Below are 21,930 nucleotides of genomic sequence, written 5' to 3' on the forward strand. Positions count from 1 at the left end.
TCACGTGGGTGGTTTCGAGCGGCTACCCGCGCCGGGCGTCACTTAACCCGGTCCGCCCGGCTGTAGACGTTCATCGAGTGCTCCCGCAGGAACGCCACCAGCGTGATCCCCGACTCCTCGGCCAGCGCGACGGCCAGCGATGACGGCGCCGAGACCGCGGCCAGCACCGGAATGCCGGCCATCAGCGCCTTCTGCGTCAATTCGAACGAGGCCCGCCCGCTGACCAGCAGCACCGTCGCGGCCAATGGCACCCGGCCGCGCTCCAGCGCCCATCCGATGACCTTGTCGACCGCGTTGTGCCGGCCGATGTCCTCGCGCACGGTCAGCATGGTCCCGTCCGCCGTGAACAGGGCGGCGGCGTGCAGACCTCCGGTCGCGGCGAAGACCTTCTGGGCGGACCGAAGCTGATCGGGCATCGCCCGCAGTGCGGCCGCGCCGACGGTCACCGGATCGTCGCCGGGCGCGTGCCGGCTGATCAGCCGCACCGCCTCCAGCGACGCCTTGCCACACACCCCGCAGGACGACGTGGTGTAGAAGTTGCGCGTGACATCGAGATTGGGTGCTTCGACGCCGGGCGCCAGCGTCACATCCAGCACGTTGTAGCTGTTGACGCCCTCGTCGTCGCGGCCCTCGCAGTAGCGGATCGCCAGCACGTCGTCGCGCTGCGCGATGATCCCCTCGGTGAGCAGAAACCCTTGCGCGAGTTCGAAATCCGAGCCCGGCGTCCGCATGGTGACGGTGGTCGGCATGCCGTTGAGGCGAATCTCGAGCGGCTCCTCGACAGCCAGGGTCTCCTGACGGGTGGTTTCGTGGGCGCCGGCCAGATGCTTGACCCGCCGCCGCGCGGTCAGGTGCCGCACCGGGTCTTCCCGCCCGACACCGCGGTCTCGGCTGTCACGGCCTCAACGTACCTCGACTGGGATCAGGAGGCCGGCGTCACACCGCTGACGCCAGCGACTCCAGCGCCTCCGCCGACGTGTGCGTCGGGTGCCAGCCGAGGTCGCGCTGGGCCCGGGTGGTGTCCATCACGACCGACGCGCGTGCCACATGCAGCCATTCCAGCAGCGATGGGACGAACGGCAGGTGGGAGATCGCCGCCGAGGCCGCCGAGGCCGCCGCCGCCGGAACCCGCACCGGCCGGCCACCCAGGGCCCTGGCGACATCGCTGATCGTCACCACCCCGTTGCCGGCGATGTTGTACGCACCCGGCGGGGCGGGGGCCACCGCCGCCAGCGCTATGGCGGCGGCGACGTCGTCGTGGTGTACCAGTTGCAGCGGCACACCCGGATCCGGGATCACCGGCTTGAGTTTCTGCAGCACCTTCGACACCGCCCGCAGCGGAGCGGGTAGCTGGTTCCACGGCATCGCATCGGCGAGGGCTGGTGCCTCGGGGCCGGTGACGATGCAGGGCCGCAGCACGAAGACGTCCAGGGGTGAACCCGCGGTGACCTCGGCGAGCACGGCTTCGCACGCCGATTTCTGCGCGGAGTAGTAGTGCTCGTCGGAACCCCGGGTGGGCACGTCCTCGGTCAGCGGCACCGGGTTGTCGGAGTGGTAGCCGTAGGCCGCGACCGAGGAGGTGTAGACCAGACGGCGCGGCTGACCGGATGCCTGCTGCGCGGCCACGGTCGCCTCGAAGACGTTGCGGGTGCCCTGCAGGTTGACCCGTTCGCTCTCCTCGCGCGATCCCATGACGATGAAGGCCAGGTGGACCACGACGTCGGCGTCGGCGACCAGCGCGTCGACGGCCTCCCGGTCCAGGATGTCGCCCTGCAGGTAGGTCGTCTTGGTCCAGCCGCGCGACAGCGGATCGAACGGCCGGCGTGCCATCCCGATGATTGTGCTGACCGCAGGCTCGCGCTCGAGGGCCGTGACGGCCGAGATGCCGATCTCTCCGGTCGGGCCGGTAACGGCGACAGTAATTCCCATTTGAACGAAACTTCCCAGAGCCGTCACCGGCCAAACGGAAAAAGTCGTAGGTCACAGATGTGTGCGAACTGCGGCAGATGGTTATTCATAGCGCGTTCACATCGGGCATCCCGGCGAAAGAGGAACCATGCAGCTGATAGCACCGGCCGACTCCATGTTCCTGGTCGGCGAATCGCGCGAACACCCCATGCACGTGGGCGCTCTGCAGCTGTTCAAGCCACCGGAAGGCGCCGACGACGACTTCGTGACCGAGGCTTACGAGTCCATGCTGCGGTGCACCGACGTCCAACCCACGTTCCGCAAGCACCCGGCGTTTTTCGGGCCCGTCACCAACCTCGCGTGGTCGCATCAGCGCGAGGTCGAACTCGACTACCACTTCCGGCGCTCCGCACTGCCGCGGCCGGGTCGGGTCCGCGAGTTGCTCGAACTGGCGTCGCGGCTGCACGGCAGCCTGCTCGACCGCCACCGGCCGCTGTGGGAGGCGCACCTGGTGGAGGGCCTCAACGACGGGCGCTACGCGGTGTACACCAAGTTCCACCATTCGCTGATGGACGGCGTGTCCGCCTTGCGGTTGATGCAACGCGCTTTCACCGACAATCCGGACGACGACGAGGTGCGGGTGCCCTGGGAGCTCAAGCCACGCCATCGCCCCGGAGGCGGTCAGAAGTCGTCGCCGCTGGACGCGCTGACCGACACCGTGCGATCGACCGCCGCCCTCGCGCCGTCCACCTTGTCACTGGCCCGAGCGGCCCTACTGGAACAGCAGCTGACGTTTCCCTTCCGGGCGCCCAAGACGATGTTCAACGTCCGGATCGGCGGCGCCCGCCGCATCGCCGCCCAGTCGTGGCCGCTGGAACGGATCTTCGCGGTGAAGGATGCGGCAAACGCGTCTTTCAACGACGTCGTGCTGGCCATGTCAGCCGGTGCACTCCGCACCTACCTGATCGAACAGAACGCGCTGCCGGACACGCCACTGATCGCGATGGTTCCGGTGAGCCTGCGCAAGGAAGGCGAAGCCGAAACCGGCGGCAACTCGGTGGGAACCGTGTTGTGCAACCTGAACACCCACATCGAAGACGCGGGCAAGCGCATCCAGGGCATCAGCTCGTCGATGAGCGAGCAGAAAGAGGTGTTCAACCAGCTGCCCAAGGTTCAGCAGCTCGCGCTGTCCGCCTTCATGACCGGTGGTCTGTTCCTCGGACTTATCCCCGGTTTCATTCGCACCGCCCCGCCACCGTTCAACATCGTGATCTCCAACGTGCCCGGTTCCAAAGAGCCGCTGTACTGGCGGGGGGCGCAGATGGTCGGCAACTACCCGCTGTCGATTACCTTGGACGGTCAGGCGATGAACATCACGGTGACCAACAACGCCGAGAATCTCGACTTCGGACTTGTCGGCGCCAGAGGCAGTGTGCCGCACCTGCAACGCATGCTGAGTCACCTGGAGACGTCTCTGAAAGATCTCGAACGCGCCGTCGGCGTGTGAGGCCGCGCGGGGTCCCGCTACTCTACGGCCATAGCAGCGCCGAAGGGAGGAAGCGACGTGGCCGACGAACCCACCGCCGCGAGTGCAGCACCGGGTGCACTCACGGCTGACCCGGCAACGGTTTTCGCCGCCCTTGCCGAGATCATCTACCAGGGTTCGGATGCGACCCAGATGTATGCCGCGATCTGTGTGGCGGCCACCCTGGTGGTCCCGGGTTGTGACCACGCCAGCCTGCTGGTCAAGCGCGACGACCGCTACGTCACCGTCGGCGCCAGTTCGCGGCTCGCCCACCGTGTCGACGACCTCGAACGCCGTTCCGGTGACGGCCCCTGCATCGATGCGATCGAGGAAGAAACGCCGCAGGTCGAGCCGGACCTGACCAAGCCGAACCAGTGGCCACATTTCGCCGCCCGCCTGGTCGAGGAGACACCGGTGCGCGGTGCCATGGGGTTCCGGCTGCTGATCGACAAGCGCAAGGGCGCCGCACTGAACCTGTTCAGCGAAAAGCCCAACGTCTTCGACTCGGAGGCCGCGGGCCGGGCCGCGGTGCTGGCCTCCTTCGCCAGCGTCGCCATCAACGCCATCGCGCACGGCGAGGACGCCACCAGCCTGCGCCGGGGGCTGCTGAGCAACCGGGAGATCGGCAAGGCCGTCGGCATGCTGATGATGCTGCACGACATGAACGAGGACGACGCCTTCGATCTGCTGCGCCGCCACTCGCAGGGCCTGAACATCAAGCTCGCCGACGTCGCCCGCAAGGTCATCGAGTCCCGCGGCAACCTGCCGGACTCCGAAGAGGACGCGTCCTAGCCGGGCCGCTATTCGGGCAGCCGCAATTCGGGCTTCTCGACCTCTTCGATGTTGACGTCTTTGAACGTGACCACCCGCACCTGCTTGACGAAGCGGGCCGGCCGGTACATGTCCCACACCCACGCGTCGGCCAGCCGCAGTTCGAAATACACTTCGCCGTCGGCGTTGCGCGGCACCATCTCCACGCTGTTGGCGAGATAGAAGCGACGCTCGGTCTCCACGACATAGCTGAACTGACCGACGATGTCTTTGTATTCGCGGTACAGCGAGAGCTCCATCTCGGTTTCGTACTTCTCGAGATCCTCTGCACTCATCAGTTCAGACGTCCTTCTCCCGGAGCTGCTGCCCCATCTTCTCTCAACGGAAATCGCCGCCATCGCCCGGGCACTCGGCCACGAACTCGGCCGTGCCGCCGGTCGCGACCCGCCGCACGTTGATGAACGAATACCGGTGCTGCGGGCATGGACCCAGCTGGGCCAGCGCGCGGCTGTGCGCGGGCGTGCTGTAGCCCTTGTGGTCGGCGAAGCCGTAGCCGGGGTGCTCGGCGTCCATGGCGACCATCAACCTGTCCCGGCTGACTTTCGCCAGCACGCTGGCCGCGGCGATACAGGCGGCCGCCGCGTCACCACCGATCACCGGCAGCGACGGGACCGACAGGCCGGGTACCCGGAAGCCGTCGCTCAGGACGTATCCCGGCCGCAACGACAGACCGGCCACCGCGCGCCGCATGCCCTCGATGTTGGCCACGTGCACACCGCGGCGGTCCACCTCGGTCGACGGGATGAACACCACGTGATAGGCCAGCGCGTACCGGCGGATCAGCGGGAACAGCTTCTCCCGGGCCTTTTCGGTCAGCTTCTTCGAATCATCAAGAGCAGCAAGGCTTTCCAGACGTCCAGGGCCCAGCACGCAGGCCGCCACGACCAGCGGCCCGGCGCAGGCCCCGCGGCCCACTTCGTCCACTCCGGCGACGGGGCCCAGACCATTGCGGTAGAGCGCCGATTCCAGGGTGCGCAGCCCTCCGGACTTGCGAATCACCGTGCGGGGCGGCCAGGTGGTGGCCATGGTCACTGACCCTGCTGGGGGTCAATCGAACCCACACCACCCCATCGCTTCGGCGGCCACACGATGAACCTGGCCTTGCCGATGACATTGGCGACCGGCACGGTGCCCGCCGTCGGGTCACCGGTGCACTGCATCGGGCAGTGCGCGCGCGAATCCGCCGAGTGGGTCCGGTTGTCGCCCATTACCCACAGCCGCCCCTCCGGCACCTTGACAGGGCCGAACTCGCTGCCCAGGCAGGGATAGACCGACGGATCGGCCATCATGGTGGACGGGTCCAGGTACGGCTCCTTCACCGGCTTGCCATTGACCGTCAGGCCGGTATCCGCGCGGCAGGCCACCGTCTGCCCACCGACCGCGATCACCCGCTTGACCAGGTCGTTCTCGTCGGGCGGTACGAAACCGATGAAGGACAGCACGTTCTGGGCCCAGCGCAGCGCGGTGTTGGGCGAACGGATCGACTTGTAGCCGATATTCCACGACGGTGGTCCCTTGAAGACGATGACGTCACCCGGTTTCGGAGAGCTGAACCGGTAGGTCAGTTTGTCGACCATGATGCGGTCGCCGACACACGTGGAGCAGCCGTGCAGGGTGGGTTCCATCGACTCGGACGGAATCAGGTACGGACGCGCGACGAACGTCAGCATCACGTAGTAGAGAACGATCGCGACGACCGCGAGCGTGGTCAACTCCCGCAGCGTCGACCGCTTCTCGGGCTTTTCCTTCTTGCCCTTCGGCTTGGGATCCGAGTCGGTCCCGCCCGACGTGTCGGTCTTCGGCACCGTCGACTCCGACTTGCCGGCGTCCGGCTGGCGCTCCGAGGGTGAGTCCTCCGGAGGGGAATCCTCAGTGTCAGTCACGAGATCAGCGTAGCCAGCACAGGGCGTACGGCTGTGGACGCCGGGTCGCGACCGCGGTCAGCGCTTTTCCTTGATCTTGGCCTTCTTGCCGCGGAGCTCACGCAGGTAGTACAGCTTGGCGCGGCGGACGTCGCCACGGGTGACCACCTCGATGTGGTCGATGTTTGGCGAGTGGACCGGGAAGGTCCGCTCGACACCGACGCCATAGCTCTCCTTGCGCACGGTGAACGTCTCGCGGATGCCGCCACCCTGCCGACGGATCACCACGCCCTTGAAGACCTGGATGCGCTCCTTGGCGCCCTCGATCACCTTGACGTGCACGTTGATGGTGTCGCCCGGGTTGAAGGCGGGGATGTCGTCGCGCAGCGACGCCTGGTCGACGAAGTCCAGCCTGTTCATTGGAAAGACACTTCCTCGGGGTCGCGGCTTCGCGAGCCGCGCGCACGCAGGCGTGCGACGGTCACCAAGCCGATGGTTAGGGCTTCTTGGGTGTACCTCTCAGCAGGCGGTAGGCACCCGGCCCGCCGACAACCGCTGAAAGACAACTGGCCAATTGTGCCAGACGGGGCGCATGCAGTGAAAATCACAGGAAACTGTAGTGGTTCGCGCCCGCCCTAAACCGCCTGCAAGTGGTACATATAGCTGGGGTCGAACCGCGCGGATCCGAACCCTTGCCAAGGACCCGCCGAGCCGCATTCCCGGGGCAGCTGACTCGGAAATGCGCCGCGGCCCGCCCCGAACGGATGCCTTGAAGAAGCCCGAGGATGCCGAAGGAGTGCCATGCGAGCCCGGCCGCTGACGTTGCTTTCCGCCCTGGCGGCGGCGGCGTTGGTGGTGGCCGCCGGTTGCGAGGCGACGGTGCACGCGAAGGCGTTCAGCTACTCGACGGACCGGACCGCGGCTCAGCCCCAGCCACAGCCTCAGCAGCAGCTGGTCGAGCTGCTGCTGCGCTCCATCACCCCGACCGGACAGCCGATGGCGCTGCCGACCACCCTGGCCGCGGGCGGGCTGACCGGCGTGCAGGCACGCATCAAGCAGGCCACCGACCAGGCCGCGGCGAGCGGCGCGACCCTCGCGGTGGCCATCCTCGACCGCGCCACACACGAGCTGGTCTCCAACGGCAACAGCCAGATCATCGCCACGGCGTCGGTGGCCAAGCTGTTCATCGCCGATGATCTGCTGCTGCGCGAGGCCGAAGGCAGGTCGGTGCTCTCCCCCGACGACCGCCAGTCGCTGGACGTGATGTTGCAGTCGTCCGATGACGGCGCGGCAGAGCGTTTCTGGGGCCAGGACGGCGGCGACTCCATCATCACGCAGGTGGCGAGCCGGTACGGGCTGACGTCGACGGCGCCGCCCAGCGACGGGCGGTGGTGGAACACCATCAGTTCGGCGCCCGACCTGATCCGCTACTACGAAATGCTGCTCGACGGGTCGGGCGGACTGCCCGTGGAGCGGGCCCGGCTGATCGTCAACGACCTGGCCAAGTCGACCCCGACGGGAGTCGACGGCTACCCTCAGCGGTTCGGCATTCCCGAGGGGCTGTATGCCGAACCGGTTGCGGTGAAGCAAGGTTGGATGTGTTGCATCGGCGCCGACTGGATGCATCTGTCGACCGGCGTGATCGGCAAAGACCGTCGCTACATCATGGTGATCGAGTCGCTGCAGCCCTCCGACGACGCAACGGCACGTGAGACGATCACCCAGGCCGTCAAGACGATCTTCCCCAACGGCCGCATCTAGTTCTGGCGCGAGCAGCCGCAAACTCGCACTGGTTCGGCGGATTTCATGCGAGTTTGCGTCTGCTCGCGAGGGAAATCAGTCCAGCAGTTCGGGGCGGCGGTCGCGGGTGCGCTGCAGCGACACCTCGCGGCGCCAAGCGGCGATTCGGGCGTGGTCGCCCGATAGCAGAATCTCCGGGACATCCAGGCCGCGCCAGCTCGGCGGGCGCGTATAGCTGGGCCCCTCGAGCAGTCGGTCCAGCGCCGGCGAGTGCGAATCATCCTCAGCCGACGCGGGATTGCCCAGTACTCCGGTCATCAGGCGCAGCACGGCCTCAATCATCACCAGGGCCGCCGACTCACCGCCGGGCAACACGTAGTCCCCGATTGACACCTCTTCGACCCGCATCCGGCGGGCGGAGTCCTCGACCACGCGCTGGTCGATGCCCTCGTAGCGGCCGCAGGCGAACACCAGGTGCCGCTCGCAGCTCCACCGCTGGGCGGTGGCCTGGTCGAACAGCACGCCGGCCGGGCTGGGAACCACCAGAAGCGTTTCCTCCGAACAGATTTCGTCCAGCGCCTCACCCCAGACCGGTGCCTTCATCACCATGCCGGGGCCCCCACCGTAGGGCGAGTCGTCCACCGAATGATGCACGTCGTAGGTCCACCGCCGCAGATCGTGCACCTGCAGGTCGACCAGACCCGACGCAATAGCTTTGCCCGGCAACGATTCTCGCAACGGCTGCAGGTACGCCGGGAAGATCGTGACGACGTCGATTCTCATCCCAGGTCCAACAGGCCTTCTGGCGGTTCGATTTCCAGCGTGCCGTCAGCCAGCGACACCGACGTGACGATCGCACTCACGAACGGCACCAGCACTTCCCCGGATTCGCTCTTGACCGACAGCAACTCACCGCCGCTCGTGTGCAGGACTTCGGCGACGACGCCGATCTGCTGGCCCGCCCTGGTGCGGACCCGCAGTCCTTCCAACTGGTGGTCGTAGTAGGTGTCCGGCTCGTCGATCGGTGGCAGCTCTGCGGAATCGATGACGAACAAGCTGCCGCGCATCGCGTCAGCGCCATCCCGGTCATCGACGCCGGCCAGGCGCACCAGCAGCCGGGCCCCGTGCGGCCGTGCACTCTCGACGACGTAGCTGTGCGCGGGACCCGGGTCGCGGGGCTTCCGGGCGCGCAAGGTGGCGCCCGGTGCGAACCGGACGTCGGGATCGTCGGTGCGGACGTCGACGACGAGTTCGCCGGAGATGCCGTGCGCTTTCGCCACGCGCCCGACGATCAGCTCCATGTGAGCGCTGCTACTGGTCGGTGTCCACCACGTCGACGCGGATTCCGCGGCCACCGATGCCGGCGACCAGCGTGCGCAGCGCGGTAGCGGTACGGCCACCCCGACCGATCACCTTGCCCAGGTCGTCAGGATGGACGTGAACCTCGACAGTGCGCCCACGACGGCTGGTCACCAGATCGACCCGGACATCGTCAGGGTTGTCGACGATGCCACGGACCAGGTGTTCGACGGCGTCGACCACGACGGTGCTCATGGCGCCGATCAGCTCTCGGTCTCGGTGGCGGTCTCGGTGCCTTCGGCCGGCGCCTCCGCCGGTGCGTCGGCAGCCGCCTCGTCGCCCTTGGCGGCCTTCTTCGGCGCGGACTTCTTCTTCGGCTTGGCGGCCTCGGTGGTGGGTCCACCGTCGGCGGCTGCCAGCGCGGCATTGAACAGCTCGAGCTTGCTGGGCTTGGCCGGCTTGACCTTCAGACGGCCCTCGGCACCGGGCAGGCCCTTGAACTTCTGCCAGTCACCGGTGATCTTCAGCAGCTTGAGGACGGGCTCGGTGGGCTGGGCGCCGACGCCGAGCCAGTACTGCGCGCGCTCGGAGTCGATCTCGATCAGGCTCGGCTCTTCCTTCGGGTGGTAACGGCCGATGACCTCGATGGAGCGGCCGTCGCGACGGGTGCGCGCGTCGGCGACGGCGATGCGGTACTGGGGATTGCGGATCTTGCCAAGACGGGTGAGCTTGATCTTCACAGCCATGGTTCAGCGACTCTCCTGTGGTGTCACGCTGCAATTCAGCGACCGGGGCGGGTTGCCCGGGTCCGGTTTTGCCTCGCGTGTGTGACCACCCGGCGATCGTGATCGCGGGGCGGACAGCGGCCCATTGTGCCAGAACGGGGTGCCCCGGCGTTAATTGCCGTGGCGATCGCAAGCGCGGCGGAGCCGGGCGCTGCGGGTCGCCACCGTTGGACCCGAAGCGAGAGCGCGGCGCCGCGGCGAGGTGCGACCCGAGGCGAAGCCCGGCTACATGACCTTCTGGAAGGTCTTGGTCTCGACGCGGCGGGTCATCCGCCAACCCTCGGGCGTGCGCGCGAACTCGTCGTCGTACCACAACCCGCAGAACAGAATCTGGTCCTTCTCCCCGCCCAGCACCATCGGGTTGAAGCAGATCACCCGCGACGACGCGGTGTCGCCGTCGATGCGGACCGAGAAGTTGCCCAGCATGTGCGAGTACACCGGGAAGTTCGGCAGCACCTCCGACAGCCACTTCTTGACTTCCGGGTACTCCCCGGCGATTCCTCCCAGGGCCGTGTAGTCGATGTAGGCGTCCGGCGTGAAGACCTTGTCCAGGTCGTCGAACCGGCGCTGGTCGATCGCCGACGAGTAATCGACGAGAAGCTGCTGGATCTCCAGACGGTCGGATATCTCTTCCAGGCTCAACATGTCTCGATTCAACACCGCGGCCGCAGGCGATAAAATCTGCGCCCATGCGAAAGCTCATGGCCATCGCCGCCGCGCTGCTCTGCGTCACCTTCCTCGGCGCGGCCCCGGTTTCCGGCGCCGACACCGACGTTCAGCAGGCAGCAGGTTCGATGCCGATCCCCGACGGCCCCGCCCAGACCTGGATCGTCGCCGACATGGACAGCGGTCAGGTCCTGGCCGGACGCGAGCAGAACGTCGCCCACCCGCCGGCGAGCACCATCAAGGTGCTGCTGGCGCTGGTCGTACTCGATGAGGTGCCGCTGAACACAACGGTGGTCGCGGACCTGACGGACACCGCGGTGGAGTGCAACTGCGTCGGGGTCAAAGTCGGCCACAGTTACACCGCGCGCCAACTGCTGGACGGTCTGCTGCTGGTGTCGGGCAACGACGCCGCCAACACGCTGGCTGACATGCTGGGCGGCCAGGAGGTCGCGGTGGCCAAGATGAATGCCAAGGCCGCCTCGCTGGGGGCGTCGAACACCCATGCGGCGACGCCGTCGGGCCTGGACGGACCCGACGGCTCCGGCTCGTCGACGGCGCACGACCTCGCGGTGATCTTCCGCGCGGCCATGGCCAACCCGACTTTCGCCAACATCACCGCCGAGCCGTCGGCGATGTTTCCCGGCGAGAACGGGGACCAACCGATCCTGAACCAGGATGAGCTGCTGGCCCGGTATCCGGGTGCCATCGGCGGCAAGACCGGATTCACCAACGCCGCGCGCAAGACTTTCGTCGGCGCGGCAGCCCGTGGTGGCCGCCGACTGGTGATCGCCATGATGTACGGGCTGGTCAAAGAGGGCGGGCCGACGTACTGGGATCAGGCGGCCGGCCTGTTCGACTGGGGCTTCGCGCTCGGCCCGCAGGCCGGTATCGGCTCGTTGTAACAGCGGGGCACGCTCCGGTCACAGCAAAGCATCACGCCGCGTTTTCCGGGTCCGCGCGTCCGGCGCCGGCGTACGCTGACCAGCCTTATGGTTAACGCCCTGACGCCACATTTTGACGACGTGCAAGCGCACTACGACCTGTCTGACGAGTTCTTCCAGCTGTTTCTGGACCCGACTCAGACGTACAGCTGCGCGTTCTTCGAGCGCGAAGAAATGACGCTCGAACAGGCGCAGCTCGCCAAGATCGACCTGTCACTGGGCAAACTGGGTCTGCAGCCCGGGATGACGCTTCTGGACGTGGGCTGCGGCTGGGGCGCCACCCTGCGCCGGGCCATCGAACAGTACGACGTCAACGTCGTCGGCCTGACACTGTCGAAGAATCAGGCGGCGTACGTGCAGAAGTCGTTCGACCAGTTGGACAGCCCACGCGCCAGGCGCGTGCTGCTGCAGGGCTGGGAACAGTTCGACGAACCCGTCGACCGCATCGTGTCGATCGGCGCCTTCGAGCACTTCGGTCACGACCGGCACGCCGACTTCTTCGCGAAGGCTCACCGGATCCTGCCCGCCGACGGCGTGCTGATGCTGCACACGATCACCGGCTTCACCAAGCAGCAGATGACCGACCGGGGCCTGCCCCCTGACCCTGCGGGTGATCCGGTTCTTCCACTTCATCAAGACCCAGATCTTTCCGGGCGGCGCCCCGCCGATCGTCGAGATGGTCGAAGAGCATTCCGCCGGTACGGGTTTCACGCTGACCCGCAACCAGTCACTACAGCCGCACTACGCGCGGACTCTCGATCTGTGGGCCGAAGCCCTTGCCGCACACAAGGATCGGGCCGTCGAACTCCAGTCCGAGGAGGTGTACGACCGTTACCTGCACTACCTGACCGGCTGCGCCAAGCTCTTCCGGGACGGCTATATCGACGTCAACCAGTTCACCTTGCAGAAATAGCGCGCCCGGTCCGGCCGCCCACGCGAGCAGACACGAACTCGCACTCAATCGCTTGCGATTGTGCGACTTTGCGTCTGCTCGGCGTCAGGCCGGTGGCCGCCACACCGCGGTCATCAGCTCGCTCAACACCGGAATCCGCCGCTCGGCGATCTCGGGTTGCGGCAATACGCCTTCCACCACGGCCGCACCGTCGAAGACATTGGTCAGCAGTGCCACCAGTACCGGAAGGGTGTCTTCGGGGATGTTCTCCGTCCCGGGCATTGCCCGCGCAGCGTCGTACATCTTCGCCCGGTACTGCCACAACTCATGTTGCAACGTGGCTTTGAGCTTCTCGTCAGTGCGCGCGGCGATCATCAGCTCGTAGAGCACCGCATTGATCGAACCGGAGGTGATGTCGCGCAGGATGGCCAGCGCCGCGTCCAGCGCCGGCCGGTCGGCCGGTATCTCCGCGACCTGCTTGGTGAACGTCTCCAGCTGGCGGCGCAGCACCTCCGACGCCGTTGCCGCCATGAAATCGCCCATCGTTTCGAAGTGGCGGAACAGGGCGCCCACCGACACTCCGGCCCTCTTGGTGATCAGGGCGGCCGAGGCACGGGCATATCCGACCTCGACGATGGTGTCGATACAGGCCTGCAGGAGCCGGCCGACCGTCTCCTCCCGGCGTTGCTGCTGGGTTCGGGCCATGTCAGGCGGACAGGCTCATCGAAGCCGGCCGCCGCTCACCCGCGCGCAGGTAGCGACCGGACTTCAGGGTCTGACCGAAGCCCTCGCGGAACTGCCCGCTGCGGAAGACGACGGCACCGCCCACACCCGTGGCGATCACGGTCGCGTCGTTGCGGTTGACCATGCGCCGCAGGCCGCCGTAGAAGGGCACCGCCTCCTCGTTGTAGGAGTCCACCGAGCTGTCCAGATGAGCGGGGTCGATCACGACGAAGTCGGCGCGGTCACCCTCGCGCAGCGTGCCGGCGTTGATCCCGAACCACTCCGCCACTTCTGCGGTCAGGCGGTATATCGCTCGTTCGGGGGTCAGGAACGGCCGCCCGGCTTGCTGCGCGTCTCGCACACGCTTGAGCAGCCGCAGCGGGAAGTTGTAGAAGGCCATGTTGCGCAGGTGTGCGCCGGCGTCGGAGAAGCCCATGTGGATGCTGGGGTCAGCCGCCAGCTTGTCGAGCTGCCGGGGCCGGTGGTTGGCGACGGTGGTGGTCCACCGCACGTTGCGTTCGCCGTTCTCGACGAGAATATCCAGGAAGGCGTCCAGCGGATGCAGTCCCCGCTCGTCGGCGATGGCGCCGAAACTCTTGCCGATCAACGATTCATCGGGGCACTCCACGATCACCGCGTCGTGGAAATCGCGGTGCCACAGCGACGGCCCGAGCTTGCGGCGGTCGAACTGCCGGCGGAACCGGCGGCGGTACTCCTCGTCGGCCAGCAACTCGTTGCGCTGCAGTTGATCCCGCAGGTGCAGGGCGGCCGTGCCGGCGCCGAACTCCTCGAAGACCGGCAGATCGATTCCGTCGGAATACAATTCGAACGGCACCGGCAGGTGCTGGAAGCGCACGCTGGCGCCCAGCACCTTGTTGAGCAACCGGGTACCCCGTCCGAACAGGTGCACCACCAGCGGCATCGACTTGGCGTCCGCCGACACCAGCATGCTCATCCGCACTCCCTTTTTGCGGTTGAGCAGCCGGCTGCTGGTGAGGAAGAACATCAGCGGCGACACCGGGCTGTTGACGTTGGGAGCGCTCTGCAGGATGCGGCCGCGCTTGCGCAGCACCTTGATCAGCCGGCGCCGTTCGCGCCATGTCGCGAAGGTGGACGGCAGCGCCCGCGAGCGGAAACGGTCGCCGTCCAGCTTGTCGATCGGCGCGTCCATTCCGGACATGCCGAGCATGCCGGCATCCAGCGCCTCGTCGAGCAGCCGGGCCATCTTGTCCAGCTCGGCGTCGGTGGGCCGCACGGTTTCGTCGGTGGCGCGTTCGAGGCCCAGCACCGAGGCCCGCAGGTCCGAGTGGCCCAGCATCGAGCTCACGTTGGGCCCCAGCGGCAGTGCGTCCAGAGCGGCGATGTACTCCGCGGGCGAGGACCAGGTCTTGTTGTCCTGCAGCGTTTTCAAGACGAAGTCGCGCGGCACCGCCTCGACGCGGCTGAACAGGTCGGCGGCGTCCTCGGAGTTGGCGTAAACCGTCGACAGCGAGCAGTTCCCTAGCAGCAACGTGGTGATGCCGTGCCGCACCGATTCCCGCAGGCCCGGGTCGAGCAGGATCTCGGCGTCGTAGTGGGTGTGGACGTCGATGAATCCCGGCGCGATCCACTTCCCCGCCGCGTCGATCACCTCGGGGCAGCCGGTCTCGTCCAGCGGACCGGCCGAGACCGTGGCCACCACGCCATCGCGGATGCCCAGCGTCCGGATCTGGGGTTTGGCACCCGTTCCGTCGAACCACAGGCCGTCGCGGACGATCACGTCGTAAGTCACTGTTCCTCCAAGTCGAATGGGCTTGGCTCGAAGTTAACATAGAGAGTGAACGCTCGCAATCTTTTTATCGGGGTCGTTCAACCGCCCGGCCCCGAGGGGCTTGATGTCGGCGTTTGCGTCGTCGCCGTCGTTGCGGGCGTCGTCGCCGGAGTGACCGTCACGGGGTCGGGCACGTTCACGGCGGGTGGGATGTCACCGTCGCGGCTGGCCACGGTGGGGATGCGGATGAGGCCGCCCAGTTGACTGCATTCATTGCTCTTCACGGTGATGGCCATCTCCCCGACGAGGTCACCCTCCGGTTGCGGCTGCAGCGTGAGCACCTGGATGGTGGTCTGGGCGCTCGCCTGACCGGTGGGACCGACGCAGGAGAATTTTGTGGTCTCCGCCCGGGATCGCCACTGGCCGTCGATGAACTCCAGGAGCAGCGGATGCACGTCCGGCGACTTTTCCCGGGAATGGTCGCCGTCGCTGAGCAGCGTCGCCGCGGCCAGGCAGCGGGTGGGGGTGCACGACGAGCGGATCGCCCACCACGTCTCGACGTCCGGCGGCTGCGGGGTGGGCTTGGTGTCGAAGGTCTGCCGGGAGCGTTGCACCTCGATCCGGTAGGTGCCGTTCAGTGGCAGCGGGGCGGCCGCCGGGGTGCTGCCGGGTGCGGTGCTCGAGGTGGTCACCGGACCGCCGGCCTGCGGGGCAGGTTCGCTGGTTTGGCGCCCGATCGCGATGCCGGCCGCCAACAACCCGACCAGCAACAACAGCGCGACGGCGCCGATCATCAGCCGGCGCGGGCCGAACCTCCTCGGTCCCCGGGAACCGGTCGAGAACGCGTCCAGGCGCCGGGCCGCGGAACCCGCCGCGGACCGCAGCAAGCCCCTCGGGGGGCCGGCGGCCGGTTCGGCGCCGGACGGTTGGGGAATGGCTTCCGGCCAGGCGTAAGCCGGGTAGTCGACGACATACGCGGGCTCGACGGCCGGTTGCGCGACGGGCGCCTCGCGGTCGACGATCCCGGCTCGTTCCGCGAGCGCCGTGGCGAACTCGCGGCAACTGCCGAACCGGTCCGCCGGGTCTTCAGCCAGCGCCCTGGCGAGCACCTCGTCCAGTCGGGCCAGGTCCGGGCGCCCCTCGCTGAGCCTGGGTGGCTTCGGTTGCGCCGGCGGCGCCCCGGTGAACATATGCACCGCGGTGGCGGCCAGCGCGTACTGGTCAGCGCGGCCGTCGATGGCCGCGCCGGCCAACTCTTCCGGGGCGGCATACCCACTCTCGCCCGGCGGGCGCTGTAACCCGAAGTCGGACAACATGATTCGCGGTTCACCCGCGCCCGGGGTAGTCAGCAACAGGTTGGCGGGCCGGACGTCGCGGTGCAGCACGCCCCGCAGATGGGCGAAGTCAAGGCCGGCGGCCGCGGCGGTGATGATCGCGACGACCTCGCTGACCGGCAGCACCGCGGGGAAACGATCGGCCATCAACTGGGCCGCGTCGGTGCCGTCGACGTAATCCATTGCGACCCAGAGTTGTCCGTCGAACTCTCCGCGCTCGTGCACCTCGACGATGTTGAGGTGATAGAGGTTGGCGACGCTGACGTTCTCGCGATGGAACCGGGCGCGGAAGTCGCCGTCCGCCCACAGTGTGAACGGGAGCACCTTCAGCATCCGCCACCCCGGCAGATCCGGGCGCTGGGCCAGGTACAACTCGCCCGTCGCCGACGATCTCAGCATGCGTACGACGGTGTAACCGGCAAAAGTTGCGCCGCTGGCCAACGCCATTTAGCGATGGTAACCATCTCGGTGCGGCCAGGTGCGGCAGCGCACGGCTAACACTGAGCGAAATCTAGGATCGTCCGGGCCGGAACACGGTGCCGCGCAGGATCACCAAGTCCGGCCGATTCAGCACGTCGGGACCCCGGCGGGGATCGTCGGCGTAGCACACCAGGTCGGCCGAAGCGCCGTGGTCCAGACCCGGCCGGCCCAGCCAGCGGCGGGCGTCCCAGCATGCCGCCCCCAGCGCTTCCTCGGCGGTCATGCCGATCCGGCGCAGCGCGTCGACCTCGTCGGCGATGCGCCCGTGCCTGATCATGCCGCCCGCGTCGCTGCCGGCGTAGACCGGGACGCCGGCGTCACGCGCCGCGGCCACCCGCGGATAGCCGCGGTCGTAGAGGTCGCGCATGTGCGCGGCGTACTTCGGGTAGCGGACCGCGGCATCGGCGATACCCGGGAAGTTCTCCAGGTTGATCAAGGTAGGCACCAGCGCGGTGCCGTGTTCGACCATGAGCTCGATCGTCTCGTCGGTGAGACCGGTGCCGTGCTCGATGCAGTCGATCCCGGCTTTGATCAGGCCCGGCAGCGCGTCCTCGCCGAAGACGTGCGCGGTCACGCGGGCACCGTGGGCGTGTGCGGTGTCGATCGCGGCTTTGAGCACGTCGTCGGACCACAGCGGCGCCAGGTCGCCGATCCCCCGGTCGATCCAGTCGCCGACCAGCTTGATCCACCCGTCGCCGCGGCGGGCCTGCTCGGCGACGGCATCCGGCAGCTGCGATTCGTCTTCCATGTCGGCGGCCAGACCGGGGATGTAGCGCTTGGGCCGGGCCAGGTGCCGTCCGGCGCGGATGATGCGGGGCAGGTCGTGGTGGTCGTCGAGGCTGCGGGTGTCGATCGGTGAGCCGCAGTCGCGCAACAACAGTGCCCCGGCGTCACGTTCGGCTTCGGCCTGGGCGATCGCTTCGTCGAGTTCGACGGCGCCGTGCTCACCGAGCCCGACGTGGCAGTGAGCGTCCACCAGCCCCGGCAGGATCCAGCCGCCATCGAAGACGGTGTCGGCGCCGGACACCGGTTCGGCGCTGATGCGGCCGTCGACTATCCACAGTTCGGTGACGACGTCGCCGGGCAGACCCAGCCCCCGCACGTGCAGCCGCACTGCGCGGCTACTTCTGGCCGGGGAACTTCAGCTTGGACAGGTCGAAGTCGGCCAGCCCGGGCGGCAGTTCGTTGAGGCCCTCCGGCATCTGCGACAGGTCCGGGAACCCTGCCGGCATGCCGGGCATGCCCGCGCCGAACGGGCTGCGCGTCTTCGGCGGCGTCGGTCCGCGGGCGCCCTTCTTGCCCTTCTTGCCCTTCGAGCTGCGTGATTTGCGCGTCGCCGATTTACGGCCCAGCCCGGGGATTCCCATGCCGCCCAGCATCGAGGACATCATCTTGCGGGCTTCGAAAAAGCGGTCGACCAACTGGTTGACCTCGGAGACGGTGACACCGGAGCCGTTGGCGATGCGCAGCCGCCGCGAGGCGTTGATGATCTTCGGATCGGCCCGCTCGGCCGGCGTCATGCCGCGGATGATCGCCTGGATGCGGTCGAGGCTCTTGTCGTCGACCTCGGCCAGCGCGTCCTTCATCTGCGCGCCGCCGGGCAGCATGCCGAGCAGGTTGCCGATCGGGCCCATCTTGCGGACGGCCAGCATCTGCTCGAGGAAGTCCTCCAGCGTCAGCTCACCGGCACCGATCTTGGCGGCGGCAGCCTCGGCCTGTTGGGCGTCGAAGACCTGCTCGGCCTGTTCGATCAGGCTCAGCACGTCGCCCATACCCAGGATGCGGCTGGCCATCCGGTCGGGGTGGAAGACGTCGAAGTCCTCGAATTTCTCACCGGTGGAGGCGAAAAGTATTGGCACGCCGGTCACTTCGCGGACCGACAGGGCCGCGCCACCACGGGCGTCGCCGTCCAGCTTGGTCAGCACCACGCCGGTGAAGCCGACGCCTTCGCCGAAGGCCTGGGCGGTGGCGACGGCGTCCTGACCGATCATCGCGTCCAGGACGAAGAGGGTCTCGTCGGGGTTGACGGCGTCGCGGATGGCCGCGGCCTGGGCCATCAACTCCTCGTCGATGCCGAGGCGGCCGGCGGTGTCGACGATGACGAAGTCGAAATGCTTGGCCTTGGCTTCGGCGATACCCGCGGCGGCGACCGCGACCGGGTCGCCAGGGCCGGACTCGGGTGACGCTCCGGGGTGCGGCGCAAATACCGGCACCCCGGCCCGCTGGCCGACGACCTGTAGCTGGTTGACGGCGGCGGGGCGCTGCAGGTCGCAGGCGACCAGCAGCGGCGTGTGGCCCTGGTTCTTGAGCCGGAAGGCCAGTTTGCCCGCCAGCGTCGTCTTACCGGAACCCTGCAGACCGGCGAGCATGATCACCGTCGGGGGGTTCTTGGCGTAGGCGATCTCACGCGTCTCACCACCGAGGATGCCGATCAGTTCCTCGTTGACGATCTTGACGACCTGCTGCGCCGGGTTGAGGGCGCCGGAGACCTCGTGGCCGCGGGCGCGCTCCTTGATCCGGTGGACGAATGCCCGGACGACGGGCAGCGAGACGTCGGCTTCCAGTAGCGCGAGCCGGATTTCGCGGGTGGTGGCCTCGATATCGGCGTCGGTCAGGCGGCCCTTGCCGCGCAACCCCGCCAGGGCACCGGTCAACCGGTCGGAGAGCGATTCAAACACGACCGCCAGCCTAATGGTCGGGGCGCGGACCGGCGCATCCCGTGCTCCCGCGACACTGCAACGAGGCAGCCGACACGCCGGCGCTGCCCTACCTGGTTTCAGTCTCGGCGCAAGCCCGTCGACCCTTTCATTTGAACTTGGCAGGCGTTAGTTTTGCCGCGTGGTCACTGTGCTCGCAGACCTGGCGCCTGCTAAATCGTCTTCGTCTCCGGTGCTGCTGGTGGTCGTGTTGCTGCTGCTCGTGCTGTTAGCGGCCGTCGTGGTTGTCGCGATCCTGGTGCGCCGCTCCCGGCGACCGAAGCCGCCTCCGCCGCAGTGGGGCCCGCCTCCGATGGGTCCCCCGCCGGGGTGGCCGCCGCAACAGCCGCCGCCGCCTCCGCCGGGCCCGCCTACCGGTTGAGGAGCAGCCCGGTGAGCAGCGACGAGGCGTTGGCGCCCACGCTCAGCAGCGCCAGCGTGACCAGTTCACGCCGGACGGCGACCGCCAGCACAACCGCCTCGGCGAGTGTGACCGCGAACTCTGTCAGCGCCAACGCCGGCAGGGTGGGTTCCGGCGCCAATACCCACCACGCCACCGGATGCGTGACGGCGTTGACACCGATCGCCAGCAACAGCGCCCACCACCACCTCAGCCCGACGATGCCCACCAGTCCGCCGACGTACCACAGCGATTCCACCGCGACCGTGGCAACGAAAGCGGTCAGTTGGGACACGCGATGACTTTACGGGTGATCTGGCTGTTCGCCGGGGCCGCGGCGGTGGCTCTGGCCGTCGCGATGAGGGCACCGCTGGCCACTACCGTGCTGGGGCTGATGGCGTTCGGGGTCTTGCACAACGTGCTGGAATTGCGCTACGTCACTGGACGTTTCGCGGCGGTGCTGTCCGGCCGGCTGCTCTGGTGGCTACTGGGTCTGATCACCGTGATCGTGTTGTGCCGGCTGGCGGGCATGGTCGTCGGCGAACCGGCCCGGCTGGCGGAGATCGTCGTCGGTTACGCGGTGCTCGGCGCGGCCTGTGTGGCGGGGCTGCGCGGCCCGGCGCTGATCGCGGCGGCGGCGGTGCTGGCGCTCGCCACGGCCGCCTCGCTGAGCTGGCCCGCGTACCACTTCGTCGTGCTGTCTCATCTGCACAACGTGGTGCCGCTGTTCTTCCTCTGGGAGTGGGCGGCCAGGTTGCCCACCGCGTCGGTACGCCGGTGGTTCCGATCGGTGCAGATCGGGTGGGTTGTGGTCGTGCCCGCGGTACTGCTGTCCGGTGTGCTCGACCACCACCTGGGCGGGACGAGTTCCTCGCTGGCGGGGTTCGCGGGAAATCCGCGGACAATCGTGGCGGCCAGCGCGCCGCCCGCAGCCGTGCTGACCGAGGCCGGTGTGCGGCTGCTCGTCGTGTTCGCCTTCCTGCAGACGATGCACTACTTCGTCTGGGTGGGTTTCTTCCCCCGCTACGCGCCCCACGCGGCCCGGGCGTTCGAGGTCCGCGCTCCGTGGCTGACCGGCGCAAGGGCATGGACGCTGGGAGCCGCCGTCGGTGTGGCCCTGGCCGTGGTGTTCGTCACCGACTACGCCTCCGGCAAAGCCGTGTACTCCGCGTTCGCCAGCTATCACGCCTACCTCGAGTTCCCGGTCGTGCTGGCCATGCTGCTCGGGCTGGGGGCGGCGACGGCAACGAGCCGGAGCGACGCCGTCCCAGTGGGTGCGCGGTAGTGCTGGAAGTCGTCGAGAAGGGTTCGCGCACCGCGCAACCGCTGCTGTTCGTGCACGGCGGCTGGCACGGGGCGTGGTGCTGGGAGAACTTCCTGGACTACTTCGCCGACGCCGGCTATCGCGCGGCGGCGGTGAGCCTGCGCGGCCATGGCGCCAGTCCCGCTCCCAAGGCGCTGCGCCGATGCTCCATGGCCGACTACGTCGACGACGTCCGCGCCGTGGCCGATTCGCTGGGTGGCCAACCCGTGCTGATCGGCCATTCACTGGGCGGTTTCGCCGTGCAGCGGTATCTGGAAACCCGTCGCGCGCCCGCCGCCGTGCTGGTCGGCTCCGTACCCCCGAGGGGCTTTCTCAAACTGGCGATGCGTGTGTGGCGCCGGCACCCGCTGATCGCCCTGCGGGCGTTCGCCGGCGGCACGTTGCTCGAATTCGTCGACACGCCGGCAATGGCGCGCGACTACCTGTTCTGCGCGCAGACGCCAGACGCCGTCGTCGAAGCCTGCAGATCGCAGGCCGGGCCCGAAAGCCTGCGTGCGGCCGCGCTCGACCCGATGATCCGGCGGGTCCGGACGGCACTGGTCACCACCCCGATGCTGGTCCTGGGCGCCGAGCAGGACGGCTTCGTCAGCACCGCGGAAGTGCGGGCGACGGCAGCCGCTTACCGGACCGAACCCGAGTTCTTCGCGATGGGCCACAACATGATGCTCGAACCCGGCTGGCCCGACGTCGCCTCCCGGATACACGACTGGCTACAGACCCGCGACCAGCCAATCTGAGCCTGGGGCCACGTCGTTGCAGCGCCGAAAAGCGTTG

General features: G+C 67.9%; 23 protein-coding genes and 2 pseudogenes. 8 read left to right on the forward strand and 17 right to left on the reverse strand.

The annotated features are described in order from the left end of the window. Positions 1-38: 38 nt before the first annotated feature. Together fdhD and AO501_RS09900 are read right to left on the reverse strand one after the other, a co-directional pair. Positions 39-860: a formate dehydrogenase accessory sulfurtransferase FdhD gene (gene fdhD, locus AO501_RS09895; RefSeq protein ID WP_055577550.1), complete on the reverse strand. Its 822-nt coding sequence runs from the start codon at positions 858-860 to the stop codon at positions 39-41. Positions 861-936: 76 nt separating this feature from the next. Beyond that, on the reverse strand, positions 937-1,929 hold the full coding sequence (locus AO501_RS09900) for an NAD-dependent epimerase/dehydratase family protein (protein WP_055577551.1): 993 nt from the start codon (positions 1,927-1,929) through the stop codon (positions 937-939). Positions 1,930-2,056: 127 nt separating this feature from the next. Between AO501_RS09900 and AO501_RS09905 the strand changes: the two genes are divergently transcribed. Then, entirely contained in the window at positions 2,057-3,415 is a 1,359-nt protein-coding gene (locus AO501_RS09905) for a WS/DGAT/MGAT family O-acyltransferase (protein ID WP_055577552.1), read from the forward strand. Positions 3,416-3,472: 57 nt separating this feature from the next. Further along, positions 3,473-4,225, forward strand: a complete 753-nt coding sequence (locus AO501_RS09910) for a GAF and ANTAR domain-containing protein (protein WP_055577553.1) — start codon at positions 3,473-3,475, stop codon at positions 4,223-4,225. 8 nt (positions 4,226-4,233) lie between these two features. Here the strand turns inward: AO501_RS09910 and AO501_RS09915 are convergent, their stop codons facing one another. From AO501_RS09915 to rplS, 4 genes and pseudogenes are all read right to left on the reverse strand, one after another. Continuing rightward, complete coding sequence (locus AO501_RS09915) at positions 4,234-4,539, reverse strand: DUF2469 domain-containing protein (protein ID WP_012393608.1); 306 nt, start codon at positions 4,537-4,539, stop codon at positions 4,234-4,236. Continuing rightward, positions 4,539-5,290, reverse strand: a pseudogene (locus AO501_RS09920) (ribonuclease HII). The gene AO501_RS09915 and the pseudogene AO501_RS09920 overlap by 1 nt, the downstream one beginning before the upstream one ends. Before the next feature lie 2 nt (positions 5,291-5,292). After that, positions 5,293-6,147 (reverse strand): signal peptidase I, encoded by an 855-nt coding sequence (gene lepB / locus AO501_RS09925; RefSeq protein ID WP_055577555.1) that lies wholly within the window; start codon positions 6,145-6,147, stop codon positions 5,293-5,295. Positions 6,148-6,204: 57 nt separating this feature from the next. After that, positions 6,205-6,546, reverse strand: a complete 342-nt coding sequence (gene rplS / locus AO501_RS09930; RefSeq protein WP_044510756.1) for a 50S ribosomal protein L19 — start codon at positions 6,544-6,546, stop codon at positions 6,205-6,207. A 381-nt stretch (positions 6,547-6,927) separates the two neighbouring features. Here rplS and AO501_RS09935 point away from each other — a divergent pair, with 381 nt between their 5' ends. Then, positions 6,928-7,887: a hypothetical protein gene (locus tag AO501_RS09935; protein ID WP_055577556.1), complete on the forward strand. Its 960-nt coding sequence runs from the start codon at positions 6,928-6,930 to the stop codon at positions 7,885-7,887. A 75-nt stretch (positions 7,888-7,962) separates the two neighbouring features. On the opposite strand, the gene trmD is transcribed toward AO501_RS09935, so the two are convergent. From trmD to AO501_RS09960, 5 genes are all read right to left on the reverse strand, one after another. Then, a complete protein-coding gene (gene trmD / locus AO501_RS09940; RefSeq protein ID WP_055577557.1) occupies positions 7,963-8,649 on the reverse strand; it encodes a tRNA (guanosine(37)-N1)-methyltransferase TrmD in 687 nt (228 codons plus the stop codon). Continuing rightward, on the reverse strand, positions 8,646-9,167 hold the full coding sequence (gene rimM / locus AO501_RS09945) for a ribosome maturation factor RimM (protein ID WP_055577558.1): 522 nt from the start codon (positions 9,165-9,167) through the stop codon (positions 8,646-8,648). The genes trmD and rimM overlap by 4 nt, the downstream gene beginning before the upstream one ends. 10 nt (positions 9,168-9,177) lie before the next feature. After that, a complete protein-coding gene (locus tag AO501_RS09950; RefSeq protein WP_036354608.1) occupies positions 9,178-9,420 on the reverse strand; it encodes an RNA-binding protein in 243 nt (80 codons plus the stop codon). An 8-nt stretch (positions 9,421-9,428) separates the two neighbouring features. Next, the gene (gene rpsP / locus AO501_RS09955) at positions 9,429-9,911 is read right to left on the reverse strand and encodes a 30S ribosomal protein S16 (RefSeq protein WP_055577559.1); all 483 of its coding nucleotides are present in this window, start codon (positions 9,909-9,911) and stop codon (positions 9,429-9,431) included. Positions 9,912-10,175: 264 nt separating this feature from the next. Then, positions 10,176-10,595 (reverse strand): nuclear transport factor 2 family protein, encoded by a 420-nt coding sequence (locus AO501_RS09960; RefSeq protein WP_055577560.1) that lies wholly within the window; start codon positions 10,593-10,595, stop codon positions 10,176-10,178. Positions 10,596-10,639: 44 nt separating this feature from the next. Here AO501_RS09960 and AO501_RS09965 point away from each other — a divergent pair, with 44 nt between their 5' ends. Together AO501_RS09965 and mmaA2 are read left to right on the forward strand one after the other, a co-directional pair. After that, positions 10,640-11,518 (forward strand): D-alanyl-D-alanine carboxypeptidase family protein, encoded by an 879-nt coding sequence (locus AO501_RS09965; protein ID WP_055577561.1) that lies wholly within the window; start codon positions 10,640-10,642, stop codon positions 11,516-11,518. A gap of 87 nt (positions 11,519-11,605) precedes the next feature. Continuing rightward, positions 11,606-12,470: pseudogene (gene mmaA2, locus AO501_RS09970) on the forward strand (cyclopropane mycolic acid synthase MmaA2). A gap of 84 nt (positions 12,471-12,554) precedes the next feature. On the opposite strand, the gene AO501_RS09975 reads toward mmaA2, so the two are convergent. The 5 genes from AO501_RS09975 to ffh form a co-directional block, all read right to left on the reverse strand. Beyond that, positions 12,555-13,154 (reverse strand): TetR/AcrR family transcriptional regulator, encoded by a 600-nt coding sequence (locus tag AO501_RS09975; protein ID WP_055577562.1) that lies wholly within the window; start codon positions 13,152-13,154, stop codon positions 12,555-12,557. Between the two features lies 1 nt (position 13,155). Further along, complete coding sequence (locus AO501_RS09980; RefSeq protein ID WP_197419813.1) at positions 13,156-14,961, reverse strand: N-acyl-D-amino-acid deacylase family protein; 1,806 nt, start codon at positions 14,959-14,961, stop codon at positions 13,156-13,158. 59 nt (positions 14,962-15,020) lie between these two features. After that, entirely contained in the window at positions 15,021-16,703 is a 1,683-nt protein-coding gene (locus AO501_RS09985; protein ID WP_055577564.1) for a serine/threonine protein kinase, read from the reverse strand. 64 nt (positions 16,704-16,767) lie between these two features. After that, the gene (locus AO501_RS09990; protein WP_055577565.1) at positions 16,768-17,850 is read right to left on the reverse strand and encodes a metal-dependent hydrolase family protein; all 1,083 of its coding nucleotides are present in this window, start codon (positions 17,848-17,850) and stop codon (positions 16,768-16,770) included. A 7-nt stretch (positions 17,851-17,857) separates the two neighbouring features. Further along, complete coding sequence (ffh, locus tag AO501_RS09995) at positions 17,858-19,414, reverse strand: signal recognition particle protein (protein ID WP_055577566.1); 1,557 nt, start codon at positions 19,412-19,414, stop codon at positions 17,858-17,860. A 160-nt stretch (positions 19,415-19,574) separates the two neighbouring features. On the opposite strand from ffh, the gene AO501_RS35390 reads away from it, so the two are divergent. Further along, positions 19,575-19,814 carry a hypothetical protein gene (locus AO501_RS35390; RefSeq protein WP_156452446.1) on the forward strand — a complete coding sequence of 80 codons (240 nt, stop codon included), beginning with the start codon at positions 19,575-19,577 and terminating at the stop codon, positions 19,812-19,814. On the opposite strand, the gene AO501_RS10000 is transcribed toward AO501_RS35390, so the two are convergent. Further along, positions 19,804-20,127 carry a hypothetical protein gene (locus AO501_RS10000; protein WP_055577567.1) on the reverse strand — a complete coding sequence of 108 codons (324 nt, stop codon included), beginning with the start codon at positions 20,125-20,127 and terminating at the stop codon, positions 19,804-19,806. The two genes, AO501_RS35390 and AO501_RS10000, sit on opposite strands and share 11 nt — an antisense overlap. Positions 20,128-20,130: 3 nt before the next feature. Between AO501_RS10000 and AO501_RS10005 the strand changes: the two genes are divergently transcribed. Both AO501_RS10005 and AO501_RS10010 read left to right on the forward strand, forming a co-directional pair. Then, a complete protein-coding gene (locus AO501_RS10005; RefSeq protein ID WP_156452447.1) occupies positions 20,131-21,117 on the forward strand; it encodes a hypothetical protein in 987 nt (328 codons plus the stop codon). Next, positions 21,117-21,893, forward strand: coding sequence for an alpha/beta hydrolase (locus AO501_RS10010; protein ID WP_055577569.1), 777 nt, complete (start codon positions 21,117-21,119; stop codon positions 21,891-21,893). The genes AO501_RS10005 and AO501_RS10010 overlap by 1 nt, the downstream gene beginning before the upstream one ends. Positions 21,894-21,930 lie beyond the last annotated feature (37 nt).

This window comes from Mycobacterium gordonae (assembly GCF_001417955.2).
GTDB classification, from domain to species: Bacteria; Actinomycetota; Actinomycetes; order Mycobacteriales; family Mycobacteriaceae; genus Mycobacterium; species Mycobacterium gordonae_B.

Coding starts and splice junctions, on each gene's coding strand:
- AO501_RS09900 (WP_055577551.1), bottom strand. CDS start 1,929: ATGGGAATTACTGTCGCCGTTACCGGCCCGACCGGAGAGATCGGCATC.
- AO501_RS09905 (WP_055577552.1), top strand. CDS start 2,057: ATGCAGCTGATAGCACCGGCCGACTCCATGTTCCTGGTCGGCGAATCG.
- AO501_RS09915 (WP_012393608.1), bottom strand. CDS start 4,539: ATGAGTGCAGAGGATCTCGAGAAGTACGAAACCGAGATGGAGCTCTCG.
- rplS (WP_044510756.1), bottom strand. CDS start 6,546: ATGAACAGGCTGGACTTCGTCGACCAGGCGTCGCTGCGCGACGACATC.
- AO501_RS09935 (WP_055577556.1), top strand. CDS start 6,928: ATGCGAGCCCGGCCGCTGACGTTGCTTTCCGCCCTGGCGGCGGCGGCG.
- trmD (WP_055577557.1), bottom strand. CDS start 8,649: ATGAGAATCGACGTCGTCACGATCTTCCCGGCGTACCTGCAGCCGTTG.
- rimM (WP_055577558.1), bottom strand. CDS start 9,167: ATGGAGCTGATCGTCGGGCGCGTGGCGAAAGCGCACGGCATCTCCGGC.
- AO501_RS09950 (WP_036354608.1), bottom strand. CDS start 9,420: ATGAGCACCGTCGTGGTCGACGCCGTCGAACACCTGGTCCGTGGCATC.
- rpsP (WP_055577559.1), bottom strand. CDS start 9,911: ATGGCTGTGAAGATCAAGCTCACCCGTCTTGGCAAGATCCGCAATCCC.
- AO501_RS09960 (WP_055577560.1), bottom strand. CDS start 10,595: ATGTTGAGCCTGGAAGAGATATCCGACCGTCTGGAGATCCAGCAGCTT.
- AO501_RS09965 (WP_055577561.1), top strand. CDS start 10,640: ATGCGAAAGCTCATGGCCATCGCCGCCGCGCTGCTCTGCGTCACCTTC.
- AO501_RS09975 (WP_055577562.1), bottom strand. CDS start 13,154: ATGGCCCGAACCCAGCAGCAACGCCGGGAGGAGACGGTCGGCCGGCTC.
- AO501_RS09985 (WP_055577564.1), bottom strand. CDS start 16,703: ATGGCGTTGGCCAGCGGCGCAACTTTTGCCGGTTACACCGTCGTACGC.
- AO501_RS10005 (WP_156452447.1), top strand. CDS start 20,131: ATGACTTTACGGGTGATCTGGCTGTTCGCCGGGGCCGCGGCGGTGGCT.